This is a genomic window from Desulfobulbaceae bacterium DB1, from assembly GCA_001914235.1.
Taxonomy (GTDB): Bacteria; Desulfobacterota; Desulfobulbia; order Desulfobulbales; family SURF-16; genus DB1.
Genome location: MQUF01000014.1, coordinates 110,890 through 124,323, shown reverse-complemented (window position 1 = coordinate 124,323; position 13,434 = coordinate 110,890). Strand labels below are relative to the sequence as shown.

11 protein-coding genes are annotated in these 13,434 nt (G+C 53.8%); 4 read left to right on the top strand and 7 right to left on the bottom strand.

What is annotated here, in order from left to right; translation table 11 throughout:
* Positions 1–9: 9 nt before the first annotated feature.
* Positions 10–822 (bottom strand): AAA family ATPase, encoded by an 813-nt coding sequence (locus tag BM485_12275; protein OKY74620.1) that lies wholly within the window; start codon positions 820–822, stop codon positions 10–12.
* 287 nt (positions 823–1,109) lie between these two features.
* On the opposite strand from BM485_12275, the gene BM485_12270 reads away from it, so the two are divergent.
* Positions 1,110–1,913 carry a hypothetical protein gene (locus BM485_12270; protein OKY74619.1) on the top strand — a complete coding sequence of 268 codons (804 nt, stop codon included), beginning with the start codon at positions 1,110–1,112 and terminating at the stop codon, positions 1,911–1,913.
* A gap of 14 nt (positions 1,914–1,927) precedes the next feature.
* Positions 1,928–4,243 (top strand): hypothetical protein, encoded by a 2,316-nt coding sequence (locus tag BM485_12265; GenBank protein OKY74618.1) that lies wholly within the window; start codon positions 1,928–1,930, stop codon positions 4,241–4,243.
* Here BM485_12265 and BM485_12260 read toward each other — a convergent pair.
* Complete coding sequence (locus BM485_12260) at positions 4,231–5,595, bottom strand: lysine 2,3-aminomutase (GenBank protein ID OKY74617.1); 1,365 nt, start codon at positions 5,593–5,595, stop codon at positions 4,231–4,233. The genes BM485_12265 and BM485_12260 overlap by 13 nt on opposite strands.
* A gap of 657 nt (positions 5,596–6,252) precedes the next feature.
* On the opposite strand from BM485_12260, the gene BM485_12255 reads away from it, so the two are divergent.
* Positions 6,253–7,587, top strand: coding sequence for a chromosomal replication initiator protein DnaA (locus tag BM485_12255; GenBank protein ID OKY74616.1), 1,335 nt, complete (start codon positions 6,253–6,255; stop codon positions 7,585–7,587).
* Between the two features lie 104 nt (positions 7,588–7,691).
* Here BM485_12255 and BM485_12250 read toward each other — a convergent pair whose 3' ends face one another.
* Positions 7,692–9,068, bottom strand: a complete 1,377-nt coding sequence (locus BM485_12250) for a protoporphyrinogen oxidase (protein ID OKY74788.1) — start codon at positions 9,066–9,068, stop codon at positions 7,692–7,694.
* A 38-nt stretch (positions 9,069–9,106) separates the two neighbouring features.
* Between BM485_12250 and BM485_12245 the strand changes: the two genes are divergently transcribed.
* Positions 9,107–9,817: a hypothetical protein gene (locus BM485_12245; protein ID OKY74615.1), complete on the top strand. Its 711-nt coding sequence runs from the start codon at positions 9,107–9,109 to the stop codon at positions 9,815–9,817.
* A gap of 12 nt (positions 9,818–9,829) precedes the next feature.
* On the opposite strand, the gene BM485_12240 is transcribed toward BM485_12245, so the two are convergent.
* The 4 genes from BM485_12240 to BM485_12225 all read right to left on the bottom strand — a co-directional run bounded on the left by BM485_12240 (position 9,830) and on the right by BM485_12225 (position 13,407).
* Positions 9,830–10,381, bottom strand: a complete 552-nt coding sequence (locus BM485_12240) for a cob(I)yrinic acid a,c-diamide adenosyltransferase (GenBank protein OKY74614.1) — start codon at positions 10,379–10,381, stop codon at positions 9,830–9,832.
* Entirely contained in the window at positions 10,378–12,186 is a 1,809-nt protein-coding gene (locus tag BM485_12235; protein OKY74613.1) for a hypothetical protein, read from the bottom strand. Before BM485_12235 ends, BM485_12240 begins: the two co-directional genes overlap by 4 nt.
* Entirely contained in the window at positions 12,186–13,025 is an 840-nt protein-coding gene (locus BM485_12230; protein ID OKY74612.1) for a hypothetical protein, read from the bottom strand. The genes BM485_12235 and BM485_12230 overlap by 1 nt, the downstream gene beginning before the upstream one ends.
* A 175-nt stretch (positions 13,026–13,200) precedes the next feature.
* Positions 13,201–13,407 (bottom strand): hypothetical protein, encoded by a 207-nt coding sequence (locus BM485_12225; GenBank protein OKY74787.1) that lies wholly within the window; start codon positions 13,405–13,407, stop codon positions 13,201–13,203.
* Positions 13,408–13,434 lie beyond the last annotated feature (27 nt).

Below are 13,434 nucleotides of genomic sequence, written 5' to 3'. Positions count from 1 at the left end.
AAGCCGGACTCACAAAACGGAACTGATCATTTCATTGATGGCACCGGCCAGCTCTTCATCATCGGTGAGCGCCTGGGTTATGGTCACATCGCAGGCATCGCGGGGGACGATACCGTCCCGGATGAGCAGACCGGCATGCACCAACAGCCTGGTACTCGCCCCCTCCTGCAAGCCCGAATCCTTCAGGCCGCGAGTCATTGCCGCGATACGCACCAATGCAGCCGCCGTTTTTTCATCCACCCCCGCCTCCCGGACGACGATTTTCGTTTCCAGTTCCGCAGGCGGATAATTGAGCTCAAGGGCGACAAAACGCTGCCTGGTCGACTGTTTCATGTCTTTGAGCACCGACTGATACCCGGGGTTATAGGAAACGGCCAGCATGAACTCAGGCGGTGCGTCCAGCAGCTCCCCTCGTTTTTCAATGGCAAGCTGCCGCCGGTCGTCCGCCAGGGGGTGGATGACGACGGTGGTGTCCTTGCGCGCCTCCACCACCTCATCGAGATAGCAGATGGCGCCGTGCCGCACCGCCAGCGTCATGGGCCCGTCAACCCAGAACGTCTCCCCTCCCCGGATCAGGTAGCGCCCCACCAGATCGCTGGTGGACAGATCATCATGACAGGAAACGGTAATCAGGGGCCGTTTCAGCTTCCAGGCCAGAAACTGCATGAATCTGGTTTTCCCGCTGCCGGTGGGGCCTTTCAGCAAAAGGGGAAGTCCGTTGGCGTAAGCAACCATGGCCACGGTCAATTCGTTTTTCTGGGGCAGATAAAAAGGCTCCCGGCTGATGAGATGTTCCTCTATTTTTTTACCTTTGATATCCATTGCGTCTCCTTACGCCATCGCTCAATAAAAATTTTCCACTTCACCTGGTCAGCGGCAAAAAGGCCCGGGTTACCATAATGATGCATTTAGCGGTTTTCCGACAACGCTTCCCCCGTCTCTTTTTCTAAATGGTAATACCGCCCTTCGCTCAATGCAAAAAATTATCCTTCCCATCCCCCCGACTCATCTTGCATTTTCCCACCTTTTTTCATAAATTTCATGCTATAAGGATATTTACATATCCGTTCATTTGCCCCTATCATAGGGGAAACGTGCTGAACGAAATGATGCCCGTTTCCTTTACAGCTCAACCCAGGCTTCCCATGAGAAAAATTATTTTTTATTTCACTTTGTTATCCATGCTTCTGACAGCCGGCTGCCGGAACGCGGAAGAGGCGGCGCCCAGAAAAGAACTGCTGATCTATTGCGGCATCACCATGATCCGTCCCATGCAGGAAATAGCTCAGATCATCGAGCAAAAACACAACTGCACAATAAAAATAACCAAACAGGGCTCAGGGGCTCTGCTGCGGAGCATCGAAGCCAACATGGTCGGCGACCTTTTCCTTGCCGGCTCGGAATCTTACATGAAAACCTGCATGGAAAAAGGCTGGGTGAAAGAAACCGTCCATGTCGGTTATAACCGCGCCGCGCTCATTGTCCAGAAGGGCAATCCCCTGAGCATCACAGCCGATGTCAACAATCTGCTCGACAAGAAATACCGGGTTGTCCTCGGTTCAGCTGAAAACGGCAGCATCGGCAAAGAAACGGAACGTATCCTGAGCAGAATCGCCATTTACCAGCAAGCGCTGGAAAATGCCCTTTACCTGACCGCCGACTCCAAAGGAATGGTCCAGGCCCTGAAGGAACAAAAGGCGGACCTCGTCCTCAACTGGTACGCCACCTCCCTCTGGGAAGAAAACAAACCGTTCATGGAGGCGCTGCAGCTCGATGAAGACATGGCGCCGCCCCATAAGCTGATCCTCGGTCTGCTGACATTCTCGCCATACCCGGACATTGCCCGCAGCTTTCTCGACCTGGCCGGTTCGGAACAGGGCAAGAAGATCTTTGCCGACCACGGTTTCAAGTAAAAAAAGGCCACGCCATGAGCGCCTCCTCCCTATCCGGCAAAGGACTCTACGCCCTGCTGGCCATCTTTCTCGCCGGTTTCAGCCTGTTGCTCCTGCAGCACAGTCTCTTTATCAACCTGAAGGCCAAGCTGGAAACCCAGGCGGAAAATGAGCATAACCGCATTGCCATCGGCGAAATGATCATCTCCGATCTGCGCCAGGTCGAGGCCCTTTTTTATCGCCTGCCCACCTCGACCGATCCGGGAACCCAGCAACTGCTGCGCGATGAGATTCTCGCCCTTCTTGCCCAGGTCAACCATTCACTGCACATCATTGAAAAGGGCGGCACCATTGATTTCCACATGCCGCTCAACCTGCCGGAGCGGGATGAAATGGTCACCACCCTCCATTATCAGCCGAACCGCAAGGAAACATACATTCTCGAAATCATCGACCTGCGCCCGAAACTGGCCGACATAGCGGAAAAAACGGCCATCTTGCTCGAATTGAGCAAAACCCGGGACAAGCATCAGGAAAAAGCCTACGACGCAGTCTGGACAGGATCAATCAAGGCTATCAAGGGTTTTCTGAAAAACGCCTCGCCCAGCTTTATCCGCATGCACGAAAACGCCAACCAGCTCTTTTTCAACAGCAGGCAGCGCCTCTCCAGTTTCGAAAACCTTGCCGACGCCAAGCAAAGGCAATACCAACAGATGGAAACCTTCCTGATTATCGGCACCATCATGGCCGTGCTGCTGTTTGCCGCCGCTGTTTACCGAAAGCAGGAGGCCATGGCGGAACTACAGCGTTCCAAGGAATCCCTCACCAACGCCTATCGCCGCTTTGCCGGCATCGTGGATGGACTGGACAATATCGTTTATGTATCGGATTTTCTCACCCATGAAATCCTGTTCATCAATCGCTTTGCCCGTGAACGTTTCGGCGATATTGTCGGCAGGAAATGTTTTGAAATTTTCGGAGAGAACGACCATGAAGGAGTCTGTTCCTGCTGCATTGACAGACGGTTTCTCCTTGATGCCGATCAACCCGGCGGCGGCTATACCTGCGAGAGGAAGGCCGAGGACAAATGGTATGAAATCCACGGCCAGGTCATTAACTGGGACAATGACCGCAAGGCGTTTCATGTTCTTGTTTTTGACATAACCGAGCGGAAGATGGCGCAAATGGAACGGCAGGAAGTGCAAGCCCGCCTGCATCGCGCTCAAAAAATGGAGGCCATCGGCATGATGGCGGGCGGCGTTGCCCATGACCTGAACAACATCCTGGCCGGCATCGTCTCCTACCCGGACATGCTTCTGCTTGACCAGCCGGAAGACAGCCCCATGCGCAGACCGCTGACCACCATCAAGCAGGCCGGCAACAGGGCGGCGGCCATTGTCGACGACCTGCTCACCGTGGCCCGCGGCATTGCCCAAAGAAAGGAACCCGTTGATCTGAACCGCATCATCGAGCAATACCTGGGTTCTCCGGAATTCAGCCAACTCAGCAACCGTTATCCGGCAATTTCCATCCGCACCGACCTGACAGAGCAAGCAGCCGTCCTGTCCGGTTCGCCGGTACAGATCACCAAGGCACTGATGAATCTCGTCACCAATGCCGTCGAAGCCATTAACGGTCCGGGGACGATCTGCATTTCAACATCAGTGGATTCCTCCCGTGACCAGGGCTGTTCAGCCAGAATTCATCTTCGAATCAGCGACAATGGACCGGGAATAGAACGTGAGGATCTGGAAAGGATCTTCGAACCATTTTATTCCAGTAAAATCATGGGAAGAAGCGGCACCGGACTCGGGCTTGCCGTGGTATGGAACGTCGTCCAGGAGCATGGGGGCACGGTGGAGGTAGCGAGCAGCCCAGGGGGCACGACCTTTGAAATCCAACTGCCGGCAAGCACGGATTCCACCAGCCGGCCTCCCTCCCAGACGGAAAAGCAAAGTCTCGCCATCGGACATGGCGAAAACGTTCTGGTGGTGGATGACGACGAACAGCAGCGGATGATTGCGACAAGCATGCTCACCCGTCTCGGGTACGCTCCTCGGGCGGTCGCGAGCGGCGAAGAGGCGGTCGCATTTATGAAAGGCAACACGATCGACCTTGTGCTGCTCGATATGATCATGCCTCCCGGCATGGGCGGCCGGGAAACCTATGAAGAAATCCTCACACTGCACCCCGGCCAGAAAGCGCTTTTGACCAGCGGCTTTTCACCCGGCGACGAGGTGCACCGGGCCATTGAACGAGGCGCATCAGGCTTTCTGCGCAAACCCTACACCGTTCATCAACTGGCCGCAGCAATCAGCGACGCCCTTTCCTGCATGGATCAGACCAGATGAAGCCTGTTCCCCTGGGGATAATCCGAATCGCGCTCAAAAAAGAAAGTTTCTTCGCCGCAAGCCGGCCGAAGTTCATCAAGCCAGGTCGCCCGCTCGTCATACGCGGCAAAGAAGGGACGGGCAACCCAGTCAGGGTTGCGGCCCTGAAGCATCTGCAGGACAAAAACCTTTTCATCCGAAATATCGGCAACGCCGAGAATCTGTATCTTCCCGGGCAAGGCGGACATGCTGGGCCCCCGCACGGTGCGGGCAATGCCGCTCACCTGCTTATACGCGGTACGGAATATCCTCCAGGCCCGATGCAACGGCAGGCCGAAATAGTGATGGGCGCCCGTATCCCGAGCAACGAACATATAATACGGGATACAGCCGAGATTGACCTGTTCCTTCCACAGCCGCATCCAGCTCTCCGGCGTATCATTAATATGACGGAGAAGAGGCGACTGGGTGCGGATCTGCGCGCCTGTCGAACGAATGTGGCTGATCGCCTGACGCGCGATGTCGGTTTCCAGCTCCTGCGGCACATTGAAGTGGGCCATTATTGCCAGATGTTTGCCGGCGGCAACAACCTCTTCAAAAAGGCCAAGCAGCTCCCCCGCATCCTTGTCGCACACATACCGTTGCGGCCAATAGGAAAGGGTCTTGGTGCCGATGCGGATAGTGCGCAGGTGCGGCAGATCGGCGTTAATCAACGCTCGCAGGTAGGAAGAAAGAACTCCGGCCCGCATGACCAGCGGGTCGCCGCCGGTGAAAATGACATCCGTTACCTCGGGATGGGTTGCCACATAGCGCACCAGATCATCAGCCTCCCGCATGGCAAAACGTAATTCATCAATACCGACGAACTGGGGCCAGCGGAAACAGAAGGTGCAATAGGCGTGGCATGTCTGCCCCTGACTGGGAAAGCAGAGAACCGTTTCCTTATATTTATGCTGCATCCCCTGCAGCACCCTGCCGTTCAACGACGGTCGATTATGCTCAAGCTGACCGGCGGCATGGGGATTCAATTCCAAACGAATTTTATTTGAGCAGGCGCTGATTTCCTTTTGCGCCGCACCGTTTTGCACAAGCGAAGCCATTTGCGCGAAATGGTGCGGCAACAGCATTTCCTCCTGGGGGAAATTAAGGATAAAGACCGGATCATTCGGGACATTGTCCCAGTTGATCAGATTATTGACAACGTAACTGTTTGTCTTAAAGGGAAGAACTCGGCCGACAACATCAACGGCAAACCGCTGTTGCCGGGTAAGACGATGAATCTGCCTGATCTTATGAAAATTACTGAGTGAATAAGACGTGTAACGGGCTGCTTCTTCCGAGGATACTACTTTTTTTGCCGGACAGGAATACATCATGACCTCCGTTTCTTTTCGCCAAAAGTGAATCTTTCATCCGGCTGGAAACGCGGAAGACAGCCGGAACCTCTTATGTCATTTTTTCAACTCTTATCATATCAAAATGGCCTTTTTTTAACAAGTTCCTTTTGAAAATTCTCACTTTTCGTCATTTTTCCAACACATTGCCACTCCGATCATCCACCCCGCCACAACAGACACACAATGAAACAAAATCAACCTTTTTTCCGCCGATTTGATCAAAGAAAAAGGCGAAAAAAAATATCCATGCAGTCACGGGTAGTTAGAAAAAAATGAGCATTAATCAGGAAAAACGAGAAATAACGAGAAAAAGATATATTCAGAAAACGATTAAATACCACGAAAAAGGGGGGCAAGGGCGCCGACCCCCTGATTTCAAAGAGTTTTCCCAAGAGGTTCCAAAAAACACGTTTTTATTGGCGGTTAGCGGTCGACCGGCTGTCTCCCCCCGTCTCGCAAGGGAATACAGAGTGTTGATAACTTTAACTTTTATTTCCGGAAATCAGGCAGAAACGTCTTTGACAGCAGACCGTTTTTTTTTATAAAAGCAAACACAAAAGAAACGATCTCCTTATCTGATCATAATATTTTATTCTTCATTTATAGAATCTCCAAACGACCTCGGGAACATCCATGCTCTGGGAAAAAATTAAAGAAATTTTATCGGAAAAACTGCCAGAAACGGCATATTCGCTCTGGATTGCCCCATTATCAGGAAAAGAAAATGACAATTCGACTCTTGAACTGAGCTGCCCGGACAGTTTTTTCAGCTCCTGGGTTGCGGACAAATACAGCGCAAACATCCAGGACGCCCTGCACCTACTGGACCGAAACGATCTCAAAATCGTTTTTCAGACAAACGGCCAGTCGACCCCGCAGGCCCTGCTCTCCGCTCCGCGGCAAGCCTTGCGTTTGCCGGATATGCCAAAGGTGAAATCAAGCATCAGAACCCTGCATCCCCGTTTCACCTTTAATGAATTTATTGTCGGCAGCTGTAATTTCATGGCGCATTCCGCCTGCGCCGATATCGCCATGAACGACACCGCCTTCGGCAACTGTCTCTATTTAAAAGCAGGGACGGGCCTGGGCAAAAGTCATCTGACCCATGCGGTTGCCCATCATATTATTGAAAATAAACCGGCAACCAGGCTCAACTATCTGTCCGCCCAGCAGTTGACCTCGGAAATGGTGAAAAACATCAAAAACAACACCATGAATGACTTTAAGAATAAATATCACAAACAATGTGATGTGCTTCTTATCGAGGATGTCCATACCCTGGCGGGACGCCTGAAAACCCAGGCGGAGCTTTCCGAGGCCCTTGATATTCTCCTTGAAACCGGCAAAAAAATCATTTTCACCAGCTCCTTGGGGCCCAAGGAAATTCCCGACATCGATTCCGGCATCCGCTCCCGGCTTCTTTCCGGCATGGTGACGACCATCAATCCGCCCACCATGGAAACGCGGATCAAAATCATCCGCCGCAAGGCGGAAATCAAGGATCTGTGCTTAAACGAAGAGCAGGTTGTTTATCTTGCGGAACACATCAAAGGCGACATCCGCCAGGTGGAAAGCGCCATTGTCAGCCTCAAGGCCCAATGTTCGCTGCTGAAGGCGGAACCGGATTTCGGCATGCTCAAGGAAACACTGAGCAACATTATCGGCCAAAGCAGAACACTTTCGCCGGTTGTCATCCGGGATTTCATCGCAACGCAATTCAAAATCGACGTTGCCGAGCTGCAGTCCAAAACCCGCAAGCAGTCCATCTCGCTCCCCCGGCAGATTGCCATGTATCTGTCGCGCAAATATACGGATATGCCGTTGACCGACATCGGCAAGGCCTTCAACCGGGATCACTCCACCGTGGTTCATTCCATCAGGGCGATCACCGATAAAAGGACACGCAACACCAGCCTCAGGCGCCAGGTCGAGCTTCTTGAGGACCGGCTGGAAAAAAAGTTTCTGTGATGAACAGATAATCAGACAGGTGCCGGTTAAAGAATCATTTCTTGTTGAAATGCCTCAAGCCATCAACCGCAAACCGGCAACTGCAAACTTCTGTCTCCGAACCTCTAGAAATAAACCGGTTTCACCGGCGCAGCCTCTTCCGCTTTTCGTCCACCGGCACTGATCGATGCGGCAGCTTTCTTGGCCGATTTGATCATATCGTTGATGCCGATGCCGTCCCAGCCGAAACCGCAGACATAGAGTCCCTGGTTGTTTTTTTCGATCTCGCCGCGGTAGGCAAGCATTTTCGGGTGACCCATTTCCAGTTGGGGAATGCCGCCGGAAGGACGGAGAACTTTCGCAAAGACCGGTTTCTCGGGCAGTTCCAGCAACCGGGAAATATCACGGAGGACGGAAGCGATTATCTCCTCATCAGCCAGGGCGAGCCGCTCGGGATGCCTGCGACCACCCACCAGGGCTTCCAGCAGCACCTTGCCTTTTGGGGCGCGATTGGGAAACATGTGGGATGAAAAGAGAACTCCCAGGGTAAACCTCTTTTCACTCTCGGGCGCAAGATAGCCGAACCCGGCAGGCACTTTGGCACTGTCGTCAAAACCCAGCACCACATTGCAAATGGTGGAGACCGGCACCTCCGGCAAGGGTGGAGCGCCGAAAGGGGTCAACAGGGGCAGGCTGCTGTTTACCGGCAGGGCCATGACAAGATTTGTCGCCCGCACCTCGCTGTCTGCCGTGACAAGGCGCCAGCCGCTCTGCTCCCTGGTCAACCCGCGCACCCCGGCATTGAACCGGATATCCTTTTCCTTGGCCATGACCTCCACCAGCCGCTCAAGCCCCTGGGGAAAATTATTCATGGCGGGCAGCCGCCCCTTGTCCTTGGATTTTGCCGCCTTCATCTTTTTAAAAAGCCCACGGATCAAGGAACCATGTTCCTGCTCCAGTCTTCGCACCCCAGGCATCACCGCATCGATACTCAACAGATTGAAATCACCGGAGAAACTCCCGGTAACCGCTGCATCGACCAGCGGCAGGATCCCTTTTCCGAAACGCCTTGCCGCCCACTGGCCGATTGTCTGATCCCGGGGGTCCGGCTTGATCCACAAATCACCCAGCACCCTGATTTTATCCCAAGGAGACAACAAGGGAGTGCTCAAGATTTTTCCCGGTTTCTGCGGAATCTGCACCAGCCTGCCGCGATGGCAGACATAACGGTGAAAATCACCGAGCGGCGCCTGCTGCGCCTCCTGATAAAGTCCGGTATCCTCCATGATTTCCCGGCTCTCCGGAGCATTGTCAAGAAAACCGTGGGGGCCCCATTCGGCCAGGAAACCGTCTTGCCGGAACGAACGGATGGCACCGCCGGCCCGGTCGCTCTGCTCAAGCAGCAGAACACGCAAACCAGGAGCCTGTTTTTTGAGAAAATGGGCAGTGGCCAGCCCGGAAATCCCGGCGCCGACGATGACGACATCATACATTTTTTCCATAATGAAAAATTCCTTTTCATAGGGTAATATCTCAGGCCATGGAAAAATCAGCTGCAAAAAAAATCCTGATCATCTGTTTTTCCCTGAGCGGTCAGACAAGCAATCTGCTCGCCCGACTGGCAAGCGGTCTTGAAACCACCGGCGTATCCGTCACCATTGAACGGCTGAGACCGATCAAGCCCATCCGTTTTCCCTTGGGATCAGTACGGGCCACCGTGGCAATGATGCTGCTCACCTTCTTCAGAATGCGCGTTCCCATTGCACCCCTGGCGGAGAAATGCTGGTCGCCGTACGACCTGGTCCTCCTTGCCGGTCCCACCTGGTCATATCACCCCAGCGGGCCGGTTCTTTCGCTGCTTGACCGGGACGGGGAACAGCTCTTTACCGGCCGCAAGGTGATTCCCCTCATCTCCTGCCGAGGGTATTGGCGCCTGCACTGGTTCGGCCTGCGGCGGTTGCTGCGAAAAAAAGGGGCAAGGGTGGTGAACCGGATCATTTTCACCCACCCCAGCAAGGAGCCGTGGCGCACCCTGGGAGTTTTCCTGAAACTTGCCGGTAAATCGCCGGAAAAGTCACGGCTCATCGGCAAATATTATCCACGCTACGGGCACGACAAAGGGCAACTCGAGCAAGCACGTTGTATCGGTGCAATCCTTGGCCGGGCCTTAGTCAGCGGTCACGACCTGAGGCTGCTCGACTTTGCCACCCCACCCGCCCCGGCAGGAAAAACCGACAAAGAAATCCCTTGACCGCCATGGCGGTCAAAATTCGATTCCTTTCCTTGCTTCAATCCCCTTTTCATAGGGATGCTTGATCATCCTGATTTCGGAAACAAGATCCGCGGCATTCATCAAATTTTCGCTTGCCCCCCGCCCGGTGATCACCAGATGCAGCGCGGCCGGCCGCCGTTTGATCAGCTCAAGCACCTCGTTTTCCGCCACCATGCCGTAGGTGATGAGATAGGTCAGTTCATCAAGCACAACCATGTCGAAACGGTTACTCATAATTTTTTCCGCGGCAAAAGCAAAGGCCTCTTCAGCCGCCCGGATCGCTGCCGACTTATCATCGCTCAACCAGGTAAAGCCGCTGCCCTTGACATGAAACTCCACCCTGTCGGCCAGCCGGGCAAAGCTCATTGCCTCGCCGGTCTGCCATTTTCCCTTGATGAACTGGATAATGCAAACCTTCATGCCATGGCCGGCGGCACGCATCGCCTGACCAAAAGCAGCGGTTGACTTCCCTTTGCCGTCGCCGGTATAAAGCAGGACAAGGCCGCCGCCTGGGTGGGCCTTGCCCGTTTTGACTTCACTCATCGTGTTTCCTCAGTTCCCCCGGAAAACCGCTGCAACTGCTTTTCATAATAATTCCGATGCTCCGGATCGACCCGAATGGCCTCCTGCTCCATCTGCTGCGCCATTTCCGGAAAACCGTTCTGCCAGTAAGCCGTGGCCAGGGTATCAAGAATATAGCCGGCCGGCCGTTGGGCCGCCGCAATTCGCGCCAGCATCAAAGCCTTGGCCGGATCACGCACGCCGGCATCGGTTGCAGTCAGAAGCACCCAGGCGAAGTTATTAAGCACCTCAGGATGTTCCGGGGCCAGAGCCAGTGCCTTTTCGTAGGCGGCCACCGCCTCCCGGTAATGATGCCGTCCCTGTTGCAGATCACCTAAAAGGTGGAACCACAGCGGGTTTTGCGGTTCTTCCACCGTCTTTTCCTGATACAGCTTGGCAAGATGATCAAGGGGCGCTCGCTCCAGCAGATCACTGGGCATTTTCCACAGGGTAAAACCGGTCAGCACAAGAACGGCGAGATAGGCCAGCAAGGCCCCATACACCTTGCGATGATGACGATAAATATGCCTCGGCTCTTTTTCGCAACGCTGCAGAAAATCAACCCGTTCACCGATGCCGAAGTGGTGCCAGCTGGGCAGGTCCCGGATGTTGCCGGAGAGCCAGGCCACTTTTTCCAGGGCATTGATTATTCCCCGGCTGGCGCCGAGACTCTCCATGGCATAGAGATCAGCCTGGCGTTCAAAGTTCCGCATGAAAAATCCGAACACATAGCGAAAATACAGAATCAGCAGCACAAGCAACCCGAAGGAGCTGAAAAAAATCAGCACCACGTCGGTTTTCTTGCCCAAAAAGGCGGTCAGCTGATAAAAATAGCTTGATTGCAACAACAGATACATAAAGACATAGGTGCCGAGCTGGGCGATGAGGCTGAATCCGAGGAGGAGCACCATATAAAGCTGGAGATGATATCGTTTCACATGGCCGATCTCATGGGCCATCACCCCGTCCACCTCGTCAACGGTCATGCTGTCAAGCAGCGCCGGGGTAAACAGCAGATAACGGAAGCGTTTGGTCATGCCCATGACCCCGGCGGTGAGCACCTGCCCTTCAAACAGGGGCCAGATGAGGATATCGGCATATTGCAGCCGCAGCCTGCGGCAGAACGCCTCAACATGGTTGCGGACCGGCCCGGGTTCCATGGGCCGGCATCCCCACAAGCGGGTGATAATGCCGGGCAGGACAACGGCGAGCAAGATAAAAAAGACCAGAAAAAAAAGCGGCTCGCCCCAGGAGGAATGAAAAAACCTTTTTATTCCTGGAAAAGGCAGCAACAGCAACAGATCGGCCAACAGGGAAAGGAGCAGCCAGGGAAGAATAATGGGGATATTGTTCTTCAGATTGATTGTGACAAAGGCACCGGCTGCATAGTTGCGACCGAAAATGCGCCCATATTGCCGTCGCGCCCCCAGCCACAAGATGCTGAGATAGAAAAAAAAGAGCATGATGCCGCAGATGCTGACCAGGATGGGCAGTCGCGCACTGCCCGGTATCAGGGCAAAGTAATACTGGCAGTCAAGAAAATAGACATCAACCGCCAGCCAGATAATGGCCATAATTGACAGCTTCTGTTCAGCGGCAAAATAATCAGCCGCCTGGGTGATCCTTTTGCCCTGCAACAAAATCCGGACCACCAGCACAAAACCCAGAGCTTTCAGACAGAAAAGCAAAAGAAACGACAGCGGACCGAACTGGGGAACTTCCGGTACACCATTGGTGGAAAGGACAAAAATAACGACAATGAGATATATAAGATTGTTATATATCACTATTTCACGGAGAAACGACGGGACCGGGCATGCATTGCATTGTGCCGGTTAAAGCGGGAGAGAAGAAGCTGAAGCTGGGGCCGGCTCATGATGCGGTGCAGGACGAAGTACTCGCCAACCCTTTGATGGCGCCGTTTTTGCTCAAAAAGGAGAAGCTGAAGCTGGGAATGGGTCAACAGTCCCAGGCCCAATGCCCGCTCACCAAACGGTCGCGAGGCTTGAACAGCGGACCGCAACACGGTCAGGATATCTTCACGGCGCAACCAGCCGCGCTCCCGGGCAATCTCTCCCAGGCGGGGACGCTGCGCCCGTTGCCACAGAAGAGCCTGATTCAGATCCTGCCAGGACACCTGGCCCGCGTAATAGAGGTATTGTCCGAAAAGAAGCCGCCGTTCAGGGATACGCCCCTGATAAAGGTTCCTGCCGTAAAAAGCTTGCCGTGAGGCTTTCCCGGCAGCAAAACCAGGTTTCGCCGATGAAGCGCCTGACCAATGGGACGCGGTTTGGCGACCGCAATTTCTTGTGACACCGGAGAAGTGCGGGGCACAGGCAGGACTGAGGCCGGGAAAGCGGAAACCCTTGTCCCGGGCATCGACATAGCGGGTCAACTGCTCATAGGCGATTTTGACGGCATGAAAAAGACGGGCGCCTTGTCGCCTGGCCAACTCATCCTGTCCCGTCAACCGGTCGGGATGTGTCTCCATCGCCTTTTTCCGGAAAGCGCTTTTCACGCCGGAAAGCTGAATATATTCAAGAAATTCTCGTGATACGGCAAGATTCGGCCCGAATATGATCCGGCAGGCCTGATACAGCTCCTGCTCAGCAGCAACACCCGTCATAACCTACTCATCTCCGTTTACGCAGATTCCGCTCATCTGAAGCGTCTTCCCGTTGATTGGCATGGAACAACAAAAAAACACCCGAGATTTTTTTCAACATACCATATAAACTAGCCTATCTGAACGTTTTTTCAAAGAGGGAAAGAAAAGAAAGACAACGAAAAAGAAAGGAAAATCAGACTTCAACTTCGATCAGGGCAGCCTCGGACATGCTGAGAACAAGATTGGACTCGCCGATGCGCAACTGAAGAGGACCGCCAAGAGGAGCACGATTGACAACATTGATTTTTACCGACGGGATGATGCCGAGGTCAAGAAGCCGCTGCCGAACCGCGCCACAGGAGTGATGCCTTTTCACGCACACGCATTTCCCCGGGGAAATGTCGCTTAACGCCTGACATTTCTTGCC

Excerpts from the sequence above, each read along its gene's own strand:
- BM485_12275 (OKY74620.1), bottom strand. The coding sequence starts at position 822 with ATGGATATCAAAGGTAAAAAAATAGAGGAACATCTCATCAGCCGGGAG.
- BM485_12270 (OKY74619.1), top strand. The coding sequence starts at position 1,110 with ATGCCCGTTTCCTTTACAGCTCAACCCAGGCTTCCCATGAGAAAAATT.
- BM485_12265 (OKY74618.1), top strand. The coding sequence starts at position 1,928 with ATGAGCGCCTCCTCCCTATCCGGCAAAGGACTCTACGCCCTGCTGGCC.
- BM485_12260 (OKY74617.1), bottom strand. The coding sequence starts at position 5,595 with ATGTATTCCTGTCCGGCAAAAAAAGTAGTATCCTCGGAAGAAGCAGCC.
- BM485_12255 (OKY74616.1), top strand. The coding sequence starts at position 6,253 with ATGCTCTGGGAAAAAATTAAAGAAATTTTATCGGAAAAACTGCCAGAA.
- BM485_12250 (OKY74788.1), bottom strand. The coding sequence starts at position 9,068 with ATGGAAAAAATGTATGATGTCGTCATCGTCGGCGCCGGGATTTCCGGG.
- BM485_12245 (OKY74615.1), top strand. The coding sequence starts at position 9,107 with ATGGAAAAATCAGCTGCAAAAAAAATCCTGATCATCTGTTTTTCCCTG.
- BM485_12240 (OKY74614.1), bottom strand. The coding sequence starts at position 10,381 with ATGAGTGAAGTCAAAACGGGCAAGGCCCACCCAGGCGGCGGCCTTGTC.
- BM485_12230 (OKY74612.1), bottom strand. The coding sequence starts at position 13,025 with ATGACGGGTGTTGCTGCTGAGCAGGAGCTGTATCAGGCCTGCCGGATC.